Raw genomic sequence first — 18,624 nt, 5'->3', positions numbered from 1 at the left:
TCAGCTATTAAGGCATGTCATGAAGTGGGAATAATAATCATTCTCATTTGTGTGGGCATATACATAACTCACATATCTGCCCCCATATGATGCTGGTCATATACCACTGTCCTCAGGAGGACTTCGATATGGGTAGTACAGGAAGTGTCAGTTCATGGTCCGAGTCTCTGCTAGTGGCCATGATTCAATATCCGGTTCCAGTTATCACTGGCCCCGAAGATATTCAGACTCAGGTCAAGCAAATTTGTAAAGCCGTTGACAACACTAAAGCAGGTTATCCTGGCTTGGATCTGATTGTGATGCCAGAGTACTCCACTCAAGGACTTAACACAAAAATCTGGACATATGACGAAATGCTTTTGACAGTAGATAGTCCAGAAATTGATCAGTTCAAAGAAGCTTGTGTGCGCAACAAAGTTTGGGGAGTCTTTTCTCTTATGGAGAAAAATGATGTACCTGGACTTCCCCCATTCAACACTGCAATTATCATTAATGATCAAGGAGAAATTGCCCTTCACTATCGCAAATTGCAGCCTTGGGTACCGATTGAGCCCTGGTATCCAGGTAATTATGGGATGCCCGTATGTGATGGACCGAAAGGCTCTAAACTAGCAGTTTGTATTTGTCATGATGGGATGTTCCCTGAATTAGCGCGAGAAGCTGCCTATAAAGGGTGCAACGTTTATATTCGCATCTCAGGATATTCAACTCAGGTCAATGATCAGTGGATCTTGACCAATCAAACTAATGCTTGGCAAAACTTGATGTACACCATCTCCGTCAACTTGGCGGGTTATGACGGTGTGTTTTACTACTTTGGTGAAGGAACTGTTTGCAACTACGATGGCAATGTACTTCAGCAGGGCCATCGTAATCCTTGGGAAATTGTGACGGCTGAATTATTCCCAAGACTGGTAGATGAGGCCCGCAAAAACTGGGCTCTTGAAAACAATGTCTTCAATGTTGGTTGCCGAGGCTACGTGGGTAAACCTGGTGGAGAGCGTGAAAATTACCTGACTTGGGTAAAGGACTTGGCGGAAGGAAAGTACCAGTTACCCTGGGATAAAGACATCCAGATCAGAGATGGTTGGGAATACTATCCTGATGGAGTCAAGCTTGGGCCTCTGCCAACAGAAGAATCTGCAAAGACCTTAGTGGGAACTAGTTCTTAACTCTTTTACTTCCATTTATTCTTGGGGAAATTCCTCCGCAGGCTGAGCCCGCGGGGGAATTCAATTTAACAGGTGACTGATGGCTAACGCAGGGAATGATAGAAAGAGGATAAAATCAAGCGTTTGTTGCTCCGGTTTAAGCGAATCAGAAAACGGCATTATGCGTTGAAAAGCTTGGCATACACCATGATCAATCTCCGACATTTTTACCAAGGTTAGTCTCAACTTTAAATCAAAGGATTTATTGTTCTCCAAGACGGAGATCCATTTTGTCGTGCCTGGCAAACGGAATAATAGTGGCGATTTTCAAAGTGAGACGATGAAATTGCCCATTTAATCTTTTTCAGTTATTCATATTAGGTTTAAAAGCCCATATTTCAGTTTAAATAAATAAAAACCGAAGTCAGTTTTAAAGAAAGGCTTAAAAACAACTCGCATGCCAGCCATGAGAATGATAATCATTCTCATAGTTTATCAACGCATCGAAAGAGGCGAGTCATGACAAGCAATTCTTTTTTAAATGAGGCAATCTATCTAGATCAAAACCCACAAGTTGCTGAAGCAGTAGCCCAAGGTCTATATGCTTCTGGACTAGAAGAATACGTGCAGATTGGACAATTTCAACAGCGTAATGGTGTAATTTTCAACGGCACGACAGGTGACGACATTATCCATAGCTCTGGACAAACATCCTCGATATTTGGGGTGCCTGTACAATCCATTAAATCAGGAAGAAGATTGGTCAATGCTCAAGTTGAGTCATTTGGTGTGGGGGAGTTTGACACGCTACTAGGTTCACCGGGACGCAACATTTTTTACCTGGGGGATAATGCAGAAGAGAACCCGCAAGATTTTTATTTGGGAGAAGGCGATCGCGACTACGCCTTAATTCGCTTTTTTGACCCCTTCAGTGAGGATGCTATTTATCTGGCTGGCAATCCTGAAGACTACGATTTTGAGACCATCGACAACAGTGTCCATATCTCTAGAAATGGAGATCTGATAGGCATTATCGAAGATGTTCCCCAGCTCATTCCAGATGGCTTATTTACCAGTAACGGAATTCTACTGTTTGCACCTGAAAATTCTTTCTATGCGAGCCGTAGTAAACCCTATTTCAATGAAACAGCATATCTGGCAGCCAATCCTGATGTAGAAGCTTTGCTGGATGCAGGTGACTATAATTCTGGCTGGGATCATTTTCTCGCGGCAGGAATTAACGAAGAGCGACTCACGTTTTTCAATGGTGTAGTGGGTCGTGACTCTTTCTTCTATGCCTTGGGAAATGCGGTCATCGCAGGAATGCCGATCACTTCCTATGATCCTTCCACCCAAGTGATCACCACTGCAACAACTGGAAGTGGTGACTATGACCACTTCCATGGTGCCTTTGGTGTTAACCGCATTTTGCTAGGAAATGATGGAACTGATTTTTATGTCGGGCAAGGTGATCAAGATTATGCCTTAATAGGCGATTTTGATCCGAAAGAAGATCAACTCATCATGGCAAAGTCAATTGAAAATTACCAATTCGAGAATATTGAAGTGGAATTTGGCGGAGAAACCTTCACACTCTTACAAATCTCAACACTATCCGGCGATGTCATTGCCCAACTTGAAGATCCCGATCTGACCTTCATCCAAGCTCCAAGCGATATTGCAGGGACTTATGCTTTGATTTCTCCCCAAAATGAAACAGTCCCGCTACCGGATACGGAACTAATTCCTACAGACTCCAATATTGTGGCAGGCAGTAGCGAAGCCGATGATCTGTTTGCATCTATTACACCTGGCTTTGATGGTGTTAGTGACATGGTTTTTGCTGGGGCAGGAAATGACGACGTTGATACAGCGATCGCTGGAAGCACAGCTGGCGATAATCGCATCAGCCTCGGCAGTGGTGATGACATTACGTTTGTGGCAGACCGCGATAGAGCCTTTGGTGGTGCTGGAGACGACATATTTGAGGCAACTGAAGCTTCAAGATACAGACTCTCCGGTGGGGCAGGACATGATCAGTTCTTCCTGGGAAGCAATGGCCGCGCTCTTGGTGGAGACGGAGACGATAGCTTCTTCACAGAAATTGGCGGAGACAACAAGCTGTCTGGAGGTGCTGGCTCTGATGCCTTCTGGATTGTTAACGGTGAATTGCCGGAGGGCACCAACACCATCGTTGACTTTGAGCAGGGCCTTGACATAATTGGTATCTCTGGGCAAGGAGATCTAAAATTTGACGGTCTTGCCCTAACAGTCACTGGAGACGATACCGAAATTGGGATCGGTGGAACAACTATTGCTCGACTGATGGGCACAACGTCTCTCAATGCCGATGACTTTACCTTTGCTGCCTGAAGATCTGATGATTATGCCCCAATAAATTTGGGATAGGATACTAAACCTCGCCATTCCCAAGCATGCTCCGTCAATTCAGCTCGTTGGGCATCTGCATTCTTGAATCGAGAGTGGCAAACATGGGGTATTGCCTGCGGTATTCTCAATCAATTCTTTAGCTAAGTCATCGATATACTTATCCAATACAGTCACTGAGTACCAAGCGACTGTCTTTGAAGCTGAGTTTTGTCAAAGACAGTCGCCAACACTCAACTCCTCCGGCTCACAGTACTGTTTTTTTTGATAAAAAAACCCCAACTCATCAGCATTAATAACGTCGGTCGCAACCGCGCTAACTTCTTCACTTAAAAGGCGTCTGCACCAGCCTCTGCAACAGCATGATCTTGCTCTCCTGAGCCACCACTGACACCTATAGCGCCAACAACTTCACCATCTTGCATCAGAGGTATCCCTCCAGCGAAGATCATGATTTGTCCCCCGTTGGAAGCATGTATTCCAAAAAATTGTCCCCCAGATTGGCTATGTTCAGCTAAGTCTTTGGTGGAGATGTCGAAAGCCCGCGATGTATAGGCCTTTTTAATTGAGATGTCAATACTACCAATCCAGGCTCCATCCATCCTTACATGAGAAACTAAATTGCCACCACTGTCTGCGACTGCAATATTCATCGGTTGGCCAATTTCCTCTGCCTTTTTCTCAGCAGCTGCAATGATCCGGCGTGCGTCTTTGAGTGTAACCATTCTTCTGTATATCCTCAGTGAAGTTAAATTGAATAAGCTATGCTACTGAGCTGTTTATTAGAAGGCAAGTGGTCAATTTCAGAGGTATAAGGCTATTGATTCCTGTCCCAGCGAAACTTCCAATCTGACTCTAAAAAAGTGTTGTTGCAGTCCTGGATAACGATGCAACAAACCGAATTGCCATATCTACCGCGCTATGAAATCGGGATGAGTTATAGCGACATCAAGGATTAGGGGGCCAAGCAATCCGTTAGCAGTTGTTTTAGCTGAGCTGTGTCAATATTGCGGCCAATAAAGACCAGCTGATTTTTTGGGGTATCAGGCCACTGATCGCTGTCCATCGTATAGCGCTTGCCACTGAGCTGAAAAATATAGCGGGATGTATTTTTCTCAAACCACATAAAACCCTTAGCTCGAAAGACATCTTCTGGTAGCTGATCGGTAATGAAAGCCTGCATTTTTTCTAGAACAAAGGGCCGATCGCTTTCAAAGGCCATTGACGAAAATCCATCTATGGTGAGGTGCTCAGAATGATGATGGTGATGATCGTGATCGCCATGGTGATGATGGTCATGTTCGCCGTGGTGGTGGTCATGTTCATCATGATGGTGATGGTCATGTTCATCATGATGAGTCCCCTGCTCCGCAAAGGCTTTGACTTCCTCTTCATATGCTTTGGGATCAAAGAGGGTAGTATCCAGAATCAGGGGTAGAGGGACTTGGCCCTGTTGAGATCGCAACAGCCTCGCACCCCATTTTTGCTCACGAATCCACTGCTCTAGTTCTTCCACCTTTTGATCAGCGGCTAGGTCGGTTTTGTTGAGAACGACAATATCGCCAAAGGTAATTTGATTCAGGGCCGCCTCACTCTGAAAACATTCCGGGGTAAAGGTTTCTGAATCCACCAAGGTAATAACGGAATCTAAAGTCGTTAAGTCTCTCAGTTGAGAACCAACGAAGGTGAGAATAATCGGTAGCGGATCTGCCACCCCCGTGGTTTCGATGACCATATGATCAATTTTTTCCTCTCGCTCTAGGACGGAATAGACCGCCTCCACCAGGTCATCATTGATCGTGCAGCAGATGCAGCCATTGGTTAGCTGGACCATATCTTGATCAATGGTGGTCAACAGCTGACTGTCAATATCAATATCGCCAAACTCATTGACCAGTACGGCGACCTTCAGGTCTTGGCTGGTATTGAGAATATGGTTGAGGAGTGTGGTTTTGCCACTTCCTAGAAACCCCGTAATGATCGTAACGGGCATGCCTTTTTTGGGCAGCTTGATGTCGAGGGATTGGGATGTTTGAACGCTTGCAGTTGAGTTAGTCAATGGTGTCCTCCAATTGCTGAGTAAAGAGGGTGAGCGCCTGGGGACCTGCCCCAATAATGGCAATATCAATCCGATGGTTCACAAATAATGAGAGGGATGAGGTTTTTCATTATGATAATGATTATCATTCTAAATTGTGATTACCAAAAACTGACCAAAACGTAAAATTATGAGTCAGCTTTGCTGGAGGATCTAATGTCATTTTGGAAGCGGTTCAACAACCTCACCCCTTTGAAAATCTTCAGACACTTCCATGTAGACAGACCAGGTGATTAGCCAGTGATAGACTCAAACATCACACCGACGCAGACTAAAATGGCTCCAGCCTTTAGTTTGACGTTCGATTAGGAGTGCAGATATCTCAAACCTAGTCTAATCAATGGATTCACACCTACTTGACCCTAGAGCAGTTTGAAAGATTTGTCTTAGCCCTCTTTGATCTCTACTAAATCGGAAAATCGGACTGCGCCAACATAAAATATTCGACCCATATCTTATTTTCACTAAAACTTAGACAAAAAATTATCGCTACCTCGTTCAAGGATTGAGATCACGGATCCATATATCTTCTTCAATACAACTCTCTTTAGCCCATTCCAATAGATGATTCTGAATCTGGTGTTGTACTTCCAAAGACTGACTGGCTATGTTGGCTCGTACACTAAAATAGGCGGTGCCTCCCTGAGGACCATCTGAATTATGGGTAATGCCTGCTAAATAGACAAAATTCCCTGCACTAAACGGATTGTTGTTATCGCGAGGGGTACTAACGATATTCGAAATTCTGGCAATAAGACCTTCTTGGTCTGGCGTGTTTAAGGCAAGATGCATCATGTAAGCCTGCGGCCAATAGAGATAGGTGTTTTGGGCAGCAGAGACAGGCTGCAAAAATTGATTAGATTGGATGCGACCTTGAATGCAGGTCAAATCTTCTAGGGCTCCTTTGGCGAGAATTTCCATCTCAAATTGGTTTTGTTCGGGCAAAATCAGATTAAACTGAATGGCTTCCACATATAGGTGCTGGAGTTCCAATAACCCAGTAACTTTGGCGACTACTCCAGCACGATCTTGCCCTCCCACACGGAATAATAAGGAACGGTTTTGGATATCTAAGTTTTTGACTGTGACCCAATCTGTGAGGACCTTGTTCATATTTCTAACCCCTTGAACAGCTTGAGACTATTGTCTTACTCCACCTTCACATTGAAACAAAAGGTCTCAGGCTGATCACCCCCAAACCCTACTCACCCGCTCCCTCTCCAACCACACCCCGATCATCTCCCCGATCCGCTCCATAGTCTCACCTGGCCGCAGCTCAATCACCTGCAAAATCTCAAAGCTCTCTTCAATCTCAACCGCGCACTCCCAGCAAAATCCCGGTGTAGCAAACGATTCCCTCACAAAGGGTTTCCCCGTTCCTGCCACGGTAATCCAGAATCTCCCTGAGCCATTCTTGGCAACAGCCAGATACTCCAGCTCCCCTCGCGTCCTGGTCTGCTCCACCAAATTCTTCTGTTTTAGCTCAAGATTCCTGAATCGCCTCTCCAGCTCTGCCGACACTCTAGGGGTTCTCGGTTGACTGGTCTGGGGAGTTTCTGAGGTCCGGGTCTTGGGAGTGTACTCAGGTTTGGCTGATCGGGGAGTTCGCCTAACAATCCGACGTATTCCTCCCAGCTCCTCATGCCCTGGTTCCCGCTTGGCTGGTCGGGTTCCCTCTGGTGCCCTCTTTGGGAAGGTTGTTTTGCTTAGAAGCTTGGGTGCGGAAGGGGCGGGATTGGGTTGGTCTGTGGTGGTCTGAGGGATGGGCTTGGGGTTGAGGCTGATGATTGGGTTGGTCATGGTTAGAGGTTGGAAGACTCCAAAATCATCTTAATTCCATATTTTGGACGCAATGTTATTGACGGTAACAGCTCAATAGCCTGGTCCGGGACAAGCTTGAAGTAATTTTGCTTTAAAATCATCGCCAGTATTAGCGTCGCCTCCATTATGGAAAAAGCTTGGCCAATGCACCCCCTGGGTCCTGCTCCAAAGGGGAAATATGCACAGCGTGGCAGATTTAGCTCTAGATTATCCTGCCACCGCTCTGGTAAAAACTGTTCTGGATTGTCAAAAAACCGGGTATCTCGATGAACAACCCATTGACTAAAAAAAACAGATGTTCCTCTTTTCAGGAAATAAGGGCCAATCATACAATCTTGGGCTACTTCTCGACTCAATGCCCAAGCTGGTGGATACAGACGCATCGACTCTTTGAGAACCATCTCTGTGTATGGCAAGCGCGGTAGGTCTGTGATGCCTGGTGCCCTTCCCTCCAGGACCGATTGAGTTTCTGAGGCTAGCTTTTGTGCAACCTCTGGATTTTGAGCCAACAACATTAATGTCCAAGTCAGTGCCGTGGCAGTGGTTTCATGCCCTGCGAGTAAGAGTGTCATCACCTCATCACGCAGCTCTTTCATAGAAAGCTGACTGCCATCTTCATCCTGAGCTAAGAGCAGACTAGATAACAAATCATCTTGTGGAGATTCTCGACGCTGTTCAATGATGTCGATGACCAGCTTATTAAGGTATTCTATAGCCCGATTAGCTCTAAGATTGCCCGGTGTAGGCACCCAAGATGGTAGCAAGAAGCTAGTCTGTGCCTTGTGATAGTACTGAAGCAAGATTGATTCTAGAGCATCCCCAATCTCTAAGGCCATTTGTGTGATATCAACGCCAAAGAGTACTTTGGTAATCACCTTCACAGTAAGCTGGCTCATATCTTGATGGATATCATGGATTTCTCCAGTCTTCCAAGTGCCGAGCATTTTGTTAGTCTCTTCTATAGCCGTTGCAATATAGAACCCATTTGAGATCTTTAAGAATTAGCCGCAAGTCTCTTCAGCATAAGCCTGACGAAGCACAAATCCATTTGCGCTTTTGCATTCACAAGCGTTCGTTCAAAGTTCTTAGTCAGGCTCTTACAGCGCTCCATCCAAGCGTTGGAACGCTCAATGACCCACCGGGTTGCAACCGGAACAAAGCCCGTTTTCCCTTGAGCCGCTTTTTCTGCTTTTGAGGGTTTCGGCGATAGCTCAAATCTGATCTTTCTCATGATGGCTGGATAGATTGCCCCAAGCTTCTGAGTCAAGGTGTCCACGTGATAGCCGTTGTCCAACAAAAAAGTGATTTTAGGGATATTGACCGGCTTGGCTTTGAAGTACTCAATATTGAGGGTCAACATCATCAGTAAGCCCATATCGTCTGAGACATTTGCGGGGGTGCAAAGGGTAAAGAATGGAAAGCCAAGGGTATCAACAGCTAGATGGCGCTTGATTCCATTGGTGGCTTTGTAGAAACAGAACCCTTTCGACTCCACCCTCGCATTGCAAGTGTTCTTCACCGCTTGCGAGTCTGCCATTATCAACGTTGTCCATTTGGACTTTTTTTTACCTGCTCACGAACCTGTCCATGCAGCAGCGTCATCAATGTCTCAATCGAGCCTGCTTTGCGCCACACGTTGTAGTGCCAAAAGACCGTTGAGGAGGGGGGAAAGTCTTTGGGCAGGTCCTCCCAGTTGCACCCATTTTTGAGTCGATAAAGCATCCCATCAATCAGCTCTCTGTAACTCCAGATCAGAGGCCTTGTCTTTTTCTTGGGGGGTAGAAATTCTGGTAACAGTGGTTTGAGGATTTCCCATTCGGCATCAGTCAGACTGCTTGAGTAGGCCATAACAATTGAAATAGAACGCTTCTAGCAGTTTCGCGTATTAGGCAAAAGATCTCAAATGAGTTCTATAGGTAGATACCTTATCTTGAGTGAAAGCAGGTTGCATGAGGCGTCGATGTTTCTGCCAATGTTCTCCATCAATAAGTAGAAGTCCATTACCAAGGAATCCTGCTAGAGAACGATAGCTAATGTCCTTAATAAAGTGTTCGTTTTTTTTGCTGAGGACTTCGGAAATCAGGTCAGGATGATGAAAAATATAGACGTGAATCGAACCAATGCTAATTCTTGCCGCGTCTCCATATTCTTGTGCAGATTTGACCGAAAATTCAATCGGTTTTCGAGAAAACTTGAGCAACTGCCAGATGCCAAGAAGGCCGCTAGCCCCAAGTGCTTCATCAGGATAGATAGGTGGAGGGGTGCTGGTTGCCATAAGTTACAAAAATCCTTGATGAATTGGAATCATATATTTGAGACTTGCGATCTACTACACACTTGTCGAATAGATGTCTGGAAAAATCCCACCTGTAAATTATTCCGGGTTTTCTTACTCTGCAATGGTTTGAGGGAACCAAAGCTGTTCCCATTGACCATTAAGCTCCACGGTTTTCAGTATGCCTAAGGCTCGACTTCCTCTCTCAGACCAACTCATCCCCTTATTCTTCTGACGGTGCCCAACGACAACATCCCCTCCCTTTTTAACTTGCTCAACAAAATCCTTCTGACTCAGCTCCAGATTGCGAAATAGTCTCTCAAGCTCTGCTGATTCTCTTGGAGTTCGCGGTTGACTAACCTGGAGGTTTTCTGAGGATGCCGACTGAGGTACTTTCTTTGGTCTGGTTGTCCGGGAAGTTCGCCTAGAACTGTGACGTATTCCTCCCAGTTCCTCATGTCTTGGTTCTCGCTTAGGTGGCCATGTACCCTCCGGTGCCTTCTTGGGGAATGCTGTTTTGCTTAGGAGCTTTTGAGCGGAAGGGGCGGGCTTGGGTTGGCCTGGGGTGGTCTGAGGGATGGGCTTGGGGTTGAGGCTGATGATTGGGGGTTTCATGGGGGGAGTCCTGTGATGCACCGCTAGTTTAAATGACACATTTACCAAAGTAAAAGTCTTAAAGAATACTTTTTGAAGCAGGGACCAAATATATTCTTCGGGATTCTAGATTAAGATTGTGCTAATCAATAAATAGATTTTAGCCGTCACATCATAAAAATATTAATAAATGAACTACAAATTTCTTATTTGCCTTACTATTTCTTCTGTTGGATTTAGCTTCGGTGAAATAGCTAATACTCTTCCTATCCAAGGAAGTATATTAGAAGCTGAAGCTCAAATACTTGAAACCCCGACATCTGAACGAGGATGTGAAAATCACTCTACTACAGATGGGCTAAAACAAAATATTATTAATAAGCGTATATATTGGATTATTAGCGGCCAAAGCATCGGCTGGACTGAATATAAAAAGGATGGTACTTATATAGAAGATAATGACGATTCAGGGAATTATTGTGTTAATCAATTATTAGTGACAATGGAAATAGATTCAGAACAAGAGATAACTGCTCACCTTACATTTCCCAAAAAATATTTAGAAACCCGTGACACTATTAATGTTAGGGTTGAACAGTATGGGGAAACCATCCTTAAAACTAAAGCGATAATTAGTAAAATTGAAAATTTAGTAGAAGAGAAATAGAACAACTGATTCACAATTCTGAAGATAAAGAAGTTGTTGTTGATCTATGGCAACGGTGTGGCTTATTAAGACAATGGAATGATCCGTACAAGGATATAGCTCGTAAGCTTCTTGTACAGTCAGATTGGTTTTTGGTTGGAATTGTTGATCTAGAAGTTGTTTCAACCGTTATGGCTGGTTTTGAGGGCCACCGGGGTTGGATTAATTATCTTGCAGTTGATCCAGAGTTCCAGCGGCAGGGATTGGGGCGCAAAATGATGAACGAGGCTGAACGTCTGCTTCAGGATTTTGGATGCCCAAAAATCAACCTACAAATTCGCGAAGATAATTTGGAAGCAATAAAATTCTATGAGTGCATTGGTTTCTCAGAAGATAAGGTAGTAAGTTTTGGCAAGCGACTGATAGCCGATGATTAAAGAGGTATGTGAGTAGCTTGTTTGAATGTGTTGCTGAAGTTATGTACTTTGTCTCTGATCGTTATGCGGCAGCAGCGTGGTATTCATGCTTATTTGACATTGAGGTTACCTGGTTAGAGAAATTGGAGCACTTCTTTATAAAAGTTGGCAATCAAGAAGTATGGTTTCATCAATCGGATAACAAAGTACCATCAGGAGCAGCGGGACATGTTGCCTATTGGCAAGTTGCAGATTTCGATGTGGTTCTTGAACGAGCACTCAATTTAGGAGCCAAGCTCTATCGTGGCCCATTAGATCGACAAGATGGGAAGTATATGTGCCAGGTGATGGATCCTGATGGAAACTTGATTGGTCTAATTGGCCCAAGACGTGCAGAGAACTGATACCCCAGCTCCCTCACACCCCACCACCCGAACCACCACCAGAAGCGCTGCGGCCCTGCTGAAGTGCCAGAGACGAAACCCTGAGAGTCCGAGGACAAGTATGAGGGGCGGGCTGGGGGTATGTCGATACGTGGATAAGATCGCAAATAGCGGTACCTTGCGAGAACATGCTTTTATTTCTACAAAGTCATTGTTCTTCTGGGTGACTCCTCAAAGCATCGCTAAGGAAGAAATGTAAGAACATAGAGAAGTAGATAGACTGCCAGATTAAGAACCAAATGAGAGTGTAGCCATCCATAGTTGCCTCCGGAAATAGCCGTTGTTAAGGCCATAAGTTCCAGTGGGTAACGCCTAAATACGAAGATGGAGGTAGTTTGGATCATCACCCAAATCGCTGGAAGTGCAGATTCTACTAACTGACCATTGTTGGTCTCAGTGTAGAGTGCCCATATTTGTCAACTTATGTACTGAGCCACTGAGATGAATTTTAGTGTGGAATTGTTCCTCGTAAATGATGGACTGCTCAAACTTTCAAACTATGTTCCTTCAATCCTAACTATAAGGAAATAATTTCTACTAGAAATAGAGCATTAACTGAAATATTGTTGTTTTTTTCGATCTACTGATTCTATAATTATCGAAAATTTGAGATTCAAACATGAAGAACTCAAAGTTTTTGGCAATAGTGGCCTGTGCGTATACCTCCTGTAACTTGATTCTGGGCTTTACACCCCCAGTAACGGCAGCCTCCCTTACCTATAACTTCAGGCAAGATGGTTTTGATGAAGGCGCTTACGCTGAAGGTTTTTTCATCGCCGATGACCTGAATGGCGATGGTCAAATTGCGTATTTCAGAGGACTTCAAAACTCCAGTGAAGTTTCAGACTTTAGAGTCTCCTTTTCTGGGAATCGGTTAACACCACCGACAACTTATGGATTTGGAGACTTATTTGGTCTTGTCTATGACTTAGATGGTGGTCCTTTGGGCGATGGCGTTACCGGGGTTATTGAAGGGATTAGTGCTTCAGTTCCAAATCGAAACGCCATTGACCAGGGTTACTCTGCTGGTCCTGGCCCGTTGAACACGTATTACTTTGGTCCAAGACAACAATTCTGTGTTGATTCTCCATTCTCACTGTGCGGAATATTTGACGGTTCTACCTCAAATGAGATCGTTGCTGTTCCTGAGCCTAGTACTTTCTTGGGAAGCATCGTGACCATCGGTCTTGGTATCCTCGCCAAGAGAAAACGGTCGCATCTTGTCCGTCAAAAAAAAAATCCAAATGCACTTTGTAGGCTCCATAATGGCGTGTTTCCTGGCCCTGGTCTTCTGCAAAGATGACCTCAGCGATGGGCAAACCTGGCCGTAAAACTCGGTGGCAAAGCTGGAGAATGCGGTCTGCGGTCGTTCTGGTGTAAGTGATCATGGGTTGGGGTTTGTGATCGCAATTCCAGTATTGCTATTGTCATCCAATTGAGCATCTCAAGCACTCATTCTCCCTGACTAGCTTCAAACTCCGCACAATCCCAATGGCTCCTCGGTGGTGTGGTCTCTCGGATCGGCCTCTCACAGTTGGGGCACCGTCCCGTGAAAATCGGATGCCAGTCCAGCAGCTCCATATTCTGTTCTGTCGTCAGATGGTTTGAGGGTGGGGCGATGGGGGTGCCGTTGTAGAAGGCTTGGGTGGGAGTCATCTTTGAATTATGGCAAGCATTTAGGCTAGTGTCTTACCTTCCCCCCAATTTCCCCAAATTTGATTGGTAGATTAAAAATAAAAGATCAGCCAATATCCCAGGATTCAGGCGGTTCTAGGAGAGAGGCTGAGACTAGAATCCCTCTAGAGTGCGAGTCTTTAGGGGGATTCTGCTGCTAAGGATGAGGCTTACGTTCCCCCGGATTTCCTCAGATTTGCTTGGTAGATTTTGAATAGCATTCCTTAAGACCCTGTTGATATCCTTGAATACAGGATCACCCCTTGAAGCTACTGGTGAGCATTGAGGGGTTTCTTGCTGCTGGAGATGAAGTTTCGGAGCCTTCAAGTTCTCTCACGTTAAGCATCTGAGGATCTTAAGTTGACAAAAACGCCCTAAAACTACGCTTTAATTAACTCGCTTAGGGAGTATGTCGGAGGGGGCTGCCCCCAAATTTCCCCAAATTTGATTGGTAGATTCTGCAATAGAGGTTTCACACAAATCTCTATTGCAGAATGTTGCTGACTGGACTGTATACCTCCTGAAGAGACCATGCTTTAGGAGGTATTTTGCTGTCCTGGGTCTTGGCGAGGGCCAGGCAGCTCTGGCCTCAAAGTGCTTATAAGCATTTATGGCACGATTTACAGAGGTATTTAATTAAAAACATAAAAATACGATTTATTTCTGCTTAAAAGAAGAGTAATGCTGTGATTTTTATCACTGAATAGCTATTTGAAATTGATACAGTTTGATGGGTGATATCTGTCATAAAGTGTCGATGCAAATTTCAATTGGCAAGGATAAAAATAGATGTCACTGTTGCTCATTGAAGAGTTTGCAGCCAATCCTGATTGGTCGAGAATACCAGAGCAGAAGTTAAGCCGAGCCCAAGAGCTAATAAACTTGATCCAACTACAAAGCCACCTTCCCCGAAACCAGCAAAACGAAGAGTATTATGGTTGGATTGTTGAGTTGAAAGGAATGCTTGAAACCTAGCTCGCATAGTTTTTGAAAAGGGTTTGTAAGCTGTCGGATACTAGATTTTGGGCATACTAAGAATGTCAGGTTTCCTTATGGAGGGATGTCCCTTAGATGTAGCTCTTCGTTTTTGATAACTGTTAGGAGAGCTACATCAATCAGATTTTTGTCTCTATCTTAGAATTAGGGCTTGGGGTCTCTAGGGTCTTTACTATGGTTGGCTTGAGTGTCCTGGTTTTGGTTGGGTCGGTGTGCTGAGTGGAGACGAACCGACCTCAATTACCTTCATATAATTCAGCACCTTAAGTTAATAAGAATGTCCTAAACAACGCTCTGGTAAACATGTTTGGGAGTATGCGAGAGGGGGTTGCCCCCAAATTTCCTCAGATTTACTTGATAGATTCTGAAGGGGGCCTCAGAACCTCCTGTATCTATGAACCAAAAGTTCTTAACAGTCTACCCCCTGGAGTCCCCCGTACTTTAAGGGGGTCTTTCTGTTTTGGACCTGGTGAGGGGTGTTGGCTATGAAAAACTGACAGTGTTATGGGTAACTGTCAGTTTAGTGTGGTGTGAGGATTGCAGTTTGCAAGCCTTACTCCCTAGTCTAACGAATTCCCCCAGTAGCTTAGATGAGTTGTCTCAAGTTATTCCAAGACCTTTTCTTTGATGTTTCTGGGTTACTGGGAATATGGGGATTTCAATCTCATGTTTGCTTTCCAAAATTTCCCGATAGCATTGCTATCATGCATGGGATAAGAGAATTGACTTCAGAGCATTCTTGAGAACTAACGATGGCTAATCAGGAACAGATAGCCTTGCTGAGTCAGGGTGTTGAAGTTTGGAACGAGTGGAGAAAGGAAAATCTCAAGGTATCGATTAACCTCAGCAAGGCCAGTCTGACTGGGATGGATCTACATGGGGCTAACCTTCATAAAGCGATCATGATCGGGGCTAATCTCACGGGTGCTAATCTCAATCAGGCCAGCCTTTGTGAAGCCAGCCTCTGGAAAGCCAATCTTCGTGGTGCCATTTTAAGTAAAGCGAACCTGAAAGAGGCCAACCTCATTGAGGCTGACTTGTGTAGGGCTAGTCTCTGGAAAGCCAATCTCTATAACGTCAACCTCTATAAAGCCGATCTCCGTGGTGCTAACCTTTGTAGAGCCTATCTTTACAAAGCCAATCTTAGTGAGACAGACCTCAGTCAAGCTAGCCTTTGTGAAGTCTACCTATGTGAGGCTAATCTCTATGAAGCGGATCTTTCTGGTGCGGATCTTGAAGGAGCTAATTTTGAGAGATCAGACCTTCTCAATATCCGTTTTGATCCTGAAACCAATTGGTCATCAATTGGTAGTTGGGCCGATGCTAGAGATATACCGCAGGAGTGGAAGGATGAGAGTAGCCAAGGAAATGGAATTCAGCAAAGGTTTGATGGATCGATGGTTTCAGATGGTAATTCTGACGTTGGTTCAGATTCAATACTATTGGCTGACTAGTTGCGGTTGACGGTGCTTCGATATTCAATACTCCAAAATGACTGAAGTCCATTAAACGACTTGCAAAATTAAGAATATGAGATGGCTAAAGATGATTTTGTCGTGAAACAGAGTTATTTAAAAGCTTTAGATAATGGTTTCCATGTAGGAGAACCATCTTTTGGATTATCTGTCATCTGCTGCTTTTTAGATCCAATGACATTAGCTTGATAGATACCATCCTTACTCTCAAAAAGAATTTTATTGCTGTTAGGTAACCAGTCAAAGGCAAGTTCCAAAGCATCATCATTGGTCACACGAGTCCGTCCTGTGCCGTTTGGGAGAATCGTGTAAAGATCCCATTGATTTTGCGATAGTGAAATATAAGCGATCCTATGGCCTGAGGGCGACCATCGCCCTTGGTTCTCGTCTTCAGGATCTTGGGTTAAGCGCTTGAGATTAGACCCATCAGCATTGATCACGTAAAGGTCAACATTATTACTTCGACCTGAGGTAAATACAATCTGCTGTCCATCAGGAGACCAGTCAGCATTCCAATCATCATTTGGATCATCAGTGAGTTGTTTGAACTCTGTCCCTTCAGGGGTCATCAGAAATAAATCTGCATTGTCTTGGATCTTGCGAGAAAATACAATCTGCTGTCCATCAGGAGACCAGCTTGGACTACTGTCTTCCCCCACGTGTTCAGTCAGACGCTTGATTTCGGAGTCCTTGATATTGAGTAGATAAATCTCAGTATTGTAAGGATGCTGTTGATTGGCATCGCGTTTGCTTACAAAGGTAATGTGTTGACTGTCAGGAGACCACGCGGGATCTTCATCCCTAGCAGCATGTGAAGTAAGGCGTGTTAACTGACTACCATCTAAATTAATAAGATAGAGGTCTGATTGACCATTTCGGTCAGATATAAAGGCTAAGCGAGTGCCATCTGGCGACCAAACAGGACTCCAGTCTTCTCCTGGGTGTGTGGTTAACCGTTTACGGTTTGAACCATCAGCCGTCATGAGAAAAATATCTCTGTTGTTCTTATCTTGCTCGCCCGTGAAGGCAATAACAAAGTCTTCTGAGTTCGTTCTAGTACAGGCAGTACAGAGACCAATGCAGAGTAGTATCTTGAGCGCAATTAGAGGATAACTGTCAGGCTGCATTGAGTCATCTCATGCTGGCTGGAGTACATCAAGTATATCGATTAGTTCTCACGAAAAAATAGGAATCAGGTTAGTTGTATCGTTAATCTGAATCATCCCTCCACCCACAACTCCCACAGTCCCAGTGACTCCTCGGTGGCGTAGTCTTCCGGATCGGCCTCTCACAGTTGGGGCACCGTCCCGTGAAAATCGGATGCCAGTCCAGTAGCTCCATATTCTGTTCTATCGTCGGATGGTTTGAGGGTGGGGCGATGGGGGTGCCGTTGTAGAAGGCTTGGGTGGGTTTCATTGGATTTAGCTACTTCGTTGATGGTCGCAAGCATCCCAAACTTCAGCCATCACTTGCATGGCTGCTTCTAGTGGCAAACGCTCTATTGTTTTCCTGTGATGAAATTGCAGACTAATTGCTAACTGCATCTTCAACGCAGCAATTTCTGGTGATAGATCTGATGTTTGAAGTGTGAAATTTGTCATGTCAAGCTACTGATGTGCCTAGAGCTTATTATTCCCTTTTTTAATGATTTTCATGTCTTTCCCCGTTGTTTTGGGTGTGCCTGACAGATTTTATTGGAGGGTTTCTTTGGCATTGTCAATTTAAAGACCGATCGCACAAATTGTAGGTCTGATCCTCTTTTGGTGATCTGTATAGAAGAGTTGATCAACCCATACCTATTTTTGATGGCTGCAATCAGCCTTTAGGGCAACCTGAGAGTAGTGGCTTATCAAGGCGAGTTCATCCACAGTCAGTTCAGATGAACTTAAGACCTAGCTTTTTATCGCGAGATACAAATGACTTAAGGAAAAAGTGGCGTCCATCTTTATATCTGAAGAATTAGAAGCACGAGGATTCTTGCATGATCGGTCATCTTCCTTGGAAATCCAGGGGGAAAGTTTTGTGCCAGGTCCGTCTTTTCATAAATCGTGGCGTCAGACAGCCATAGAGTTTTGTGAGGAAGCTTGTACTAAAGGGGTGAAGTATATATTAGTTGAGTTCCCTACTTACTTGATGACTTGGCGATGTCGTCAGGCTGCACTCCCTACTCAGGCTCAATCTCTGCATTCTTCGAAGTCCGAGGAAAAATTATCAACTTCGCTTGAATCACTTAAGGTGACTCCAGCTACTCAAAAGCCACCTCAAAAGAGAGTGCCGTCTACACCTCCTGAAATGGCAACTCAGCAAGCCTTGGAACTAGCCAATGATGATGAGGAGTTTATCAGTCAGTGCAAACAAGAACTGGCTATTCATATTGGTCCAATGGCTGATTTCATGATTAAACAGACATTAAATCAATCATCTGAAATGAGTCATCAAGAACTGATTGAGGCTCTAGCCATTCACATTGCTGACCATAATGCAGCTCTCTCGTTTAGGAGAGCATGTTACTCCTTTAACGGAATACATTTGCTGTGATTATAAATTGCCGAGACATCCTGAAACTCAGTAATATTCCTGAGTTAATATGACTAGATTTTAATTAAATTATATATATAGTAATAATTTATCTAAATTGCTTATTTTC

Annotated in this window: 22 protein-coding genes and 1 pseudogene; 9 read left to right on the top strand and 14 right to left on the bottom strand. The window is 44.4% G+C overall.

What is annotated here, in order from left to right:
• Nucleotides 1–128: 128 nt before the first annotated feature.
• The gene (locus AM1_RS30860; RefSeq protein ID WP_012166996.1) at nucleotides 129–1,172 is read left to right on the top strand and encodes a formamidase; all 1,044 of its coding nucleotides are present in this window, start codon (nucleotides 129–131) and stop codon (nucleotides 1,170–1,172) included.
• Nucleotides 1,173–1,670: 498 nt separating this feature from the next.
• The gene (locus tag AM1_RS30855; protein WP_012166993.1) at nucleotides 1,671–3,524 is read left to right on the top strand and encodes a calcium-binding protein; all 1,854 of its coding nucleotides are present in this window, start codon (nucleotides 1,671–1,673) and stop codon (nucleotides 3,522–3,524) included.
• Nucleotides 3,525–3,535: 11 nt separating this feature from the next.
• On the opposite strand, the pseudogene AM1_RS44560 reads toward AM1_RS30855, so the two are convergent.
• From AM1_RS44560 to AM1_RS30810, 10 genes and pseudogenes are all read right to left on the bottom strand, one after another.
• Nucleotides 3,536–3,863 (bottom strand): annotated as a pseudogene (locus AM1_RS44560) (hypothetical protein); the annotation flags it as partial.
• A gap of 5 nt (nucleotides 3,864–3,868) precedes the next feature.
• Entirely contained in the window at nucleotides 3,869–4,264 is a 396-nt protein-coding gene (locus AM1_RS30850) for a GlcG/HbpS family heme-binding protein (RefSeq protein ID WP_012166990.1), read from the bottom strand.
• Between the two features lie 230 nt (nucleotides 4,265–4,494).
• Nucleotides 4,495–5,598, bottom strand: a complete 1,104-nt coding sequence (locus AM1_RS30845; protein WP_012166989.1) for a CobW family GTP-binding protein — start codon at nucleotides 5,596–5,598, stop codon at nucleotides 4,495–4,497.
• 537 nt (nucleotides 5,599–6,135) lie between these two features.
• Nucleotides 6,136–6,750, bottom strand: a complete 615-nt coding sequence (locus tag AM1_RS30840) for a hypothetical protein (protein WP_012166988.1) — start codon at nucleotides 6,748–6,750, stop codon at nucleotides 6,136–6,138.
• A gap of 75 nt (nucleotides 6,751–6,825) precedes the next feature.
• Complete coding sequence (locus AM1_RS30835) at nucleotides 6,826–7,437, bottom strand: hypothetical protein (RefSeq protein WP_012166987.1); 612 nt, start codon at nucleotides 7,435–7,437, stop codon at nucleotides 6,826–6,828.
• Nucleotides 7,438–7,439: 2 nt separating this feature from the next.
• The gene (locus tag AM1_RS30830) at nucleotides 7,440–8,402 is read right to left on the bottom strand and encodes a cytochrome P450 (RefSeq protein WP_012166986.1); all 963 of its coding nucleotides are present in this window, start codon (nucleotides 8,400–8,402) and stop codon (nucleotides 7,440–7,442) included.
• 50 nt (nucleotides 8,403–8,452) lie between these two features.
• Nucleotides 8,453–8,995, bottom strand: a complete 543-nt coding sequence (locus AM1_RS30825; RefSeq protein WP_012166985.1) for a transposase — start codon at nucleotides 8,993–8,995, stop codon at nucleotides 8,453–8,455.
• Between the two features lie 2 nt (nucleotides 8,996–8,997).
• Nucleotides 8,998–9,306 carry a transposase gene (locus AM1_RS30820; protein ID WP_012166984.1) on the bottom strand — a complete coding sequence of 103 codons (309 nt, stop codon included), beginning with the start codon at nucleotides 9,304–9,306 and terminating at the stop codon, nucleotides 8,998–9,000.
• 37 nt (nucleotides 9,307–9,343) lie between these two features.
• Entirely contained in the window at nucleotides 9,344–9,733 is a 390-nt protein-coding gene (locus tag AM1_RS30815) for a cytochrome P450 (protein WP_041661224.1), read from the bottom strand.
• 114 nt (nucleotides 9,734–9,847) lie between these two features.
• The gene (locus AM1_RS30810) at nucleotides 9,848–10,348 is read right to left on the bottom strand and encodes a hypothetical protein (RefSeq protein WP_012166983.1); all 501 of its coding nucleotides are present in this window, start codon (nucleotides 10,346–10,348) and stop codon (nucleotides 9,848–9,850) included.
• 169 nt (nucleotides 10,349–10,517) lie between these two features.
• Between AM1_RS30810 and AM1_RS30805 the strand changes: the two genes are divergently transcribed.
• From AM1_RS30805 to AM1_RS30790, 4 genes are all read left to right on the top strand, one after another.
• Nucleotides 10,518–10,994: a hypothetical protein gene (locus AM1_RS30805; RefSeq protein WP_012166982.1), complete on the top strand. Its 477-nt coding sequence runs from the start codon at nucleotides 10,518–10,520 to the stop codon at nucleotides 10,992–10,994.
• Nucleotides 10,991–11,410 carry a GNAT family acetyltransferase gene (locus AM1_RS38285; protein ID WP_063710577.1) on the top strand — a complete coding sequence of 140 codons (420 nt, stop codon included), beginning with the start codon at nucleotides 10,991–10,993 and terminating at the stop codon, nucleotides 11,408–11,410. The genes AM1_RS30805 and AM1_RS38285 overlap by 4 nt, the downstream gene beginning before the upstream one ends.
• A 41-nt stretch (nucleotides 11,411–11,451) precedes the next feature.
• Entirely contained in the window at nucleotides 11,452–11,793 is a 342-nt protein-coding gene (locus tag AM1_RS30795) for a VOC family protein (protein ID WP_012166980.1), read from the top strand.
• 658 nt (nucleotides 11,794–12,451) lie between these two features.
• The gene (locus AM1_RS30790) at nucleotides 12,452–13,135 is read left to right on the top strand and encodes a PEP-CTERM sorting domain-containing protein (protein WP_012166979.1); all 684 of its coding nucleotides are present in this window, start codon (nucleotides 12,452–12,454) and stop codon (nucleotides 13,133–13,135) included.
• A gap of 149 nt (nucleotides 13,136–13,284) precedes the next feature.
• Here AM1_RS30790 and AM1_RS39115 read toward each other — a convergent pair whose 3' ends face one another.
• Nucleotides 13,285–13,488 carry a hypothetical protein gene (locus AM1_RS39115; protein ID WP_012166977.1) on the bottom strand — a complete coding sequence of 68 codons (204 nt, stop codon included), beginning with the start codon at nucleotides 13,486–13,488 and terminating at the stop codon, nucleotides 13,285–13,287.
• An 807-nt stretch (nucleotides 13,489–14,295) separates the two neighbouring features.
• Here AM1_RS39115 and AM1_RS30785 point away from each other — a divergent pair.
• Together AM1_RS30785 and AM1_RS30780 are read left to right on the top strand one after the other, a co-directional pair.
• Complete coding sequence (locus tag AM1_RS30785) at nucleotides 14,296–14,481, top strand: hypothetical protein (protein ID WP_012166975.1); 186 nt, start codon at nucleotides 14,296–14,298, stop codon at nucleotides 14,479–14,481.
• A 773-nt stretch (nucleotides 14,482–15,254) separates the two neighbouring features.
• Nucleotides 15,255–15,956, top strand: coding sequence for a pentapeptide repeat-containing protein (locus AM1_RS30780; protein ID WP_012166973.1), 702 nt, complete (start codon nucleotides 15,255–15,257; stop codon nucleotides 15,954–15,956).
• A 113-nt stretch (nucleotides 15,957–16,069) separates the two neighbouring features.
• On the opposite strand, the gene AM1_RS30775 is transcribed toward AM1_RS30780, so the two are convergent.
• The 3 genes from AM1_RS30775 to AM1_RS39105 form a co-directional block, all read right to left on the bottom strand.
• Complete coding sequence (locus AM1_RS30775) at nucleotides 16,070–17,104, bottom strand: TolB family protein (protein ID WP_012166972.1); 1,035 nt, start codon at nucleotides 17,102–17,104, stop codon at nucleotides 16,070–16,072.
• 82 nt (nucleotides 17,105–17,186) lie between these two features.
• Nucleotides 17,187–17,393: a hypothetical protein gene (locus AM1_RS39110; protein WP_012166971.1), complete on the bottom strand. Its 207-nt coding sequence runs from the start codon at nucleotides 17,391–17,393 to the stop codon at nucleotides 17,187–17,189.
• A gap of 5 nt (nucleotides 17,394–17,398) precedes the next feature.
• Nucleotides 17,399–17,578 carry a hypothetical protein gene (locus AM1_RS39105; RefSeq protein ID WP_012166970.1) on the bottom strand — a complete coding sequence of 60 codons (180 nt, stop codon included), beginning with the start codon at nucleotides 17,576–17,578 and terminating at the stop codon, nucleotides 17,399–17,401.
• 691 nt (nucleotides 17,579–18,269) lie between these two features.
• On the opposite strand from AM1_RS39105, the gene AM1_RS43520 reads away from it, so the two are divergent.
• A complete protein-coding gene (locus AM1_RS43520; RefSeq protein WP_049783874.1) occupies nucleotides 18,270–18,515 on the top strand; it encodes a hypothetical protein in 246 nt (81 codons plus the stop codon).
• Nucleotides 18,516–18,624 lie beyond the last annotated feature (109 nt).

The sequence above is a fragment of the Acaryochloris marina MBIC11017 genome (assembly GCF_000018105.1).
In the GTDB taxonomy this organism is placed as follows: Bacteria; Cyanobacteriota; Cyanobacteriia; order Thermosynechococcales; family Thermosynechococcaceae; genus Acaryochloris; species Acaryochloris marina.
The sequence above is the reverse complement of the archived record's forward strand: the minus strand, read 5'-3'. Positions and strand labels throughout refer to the sequence as shown.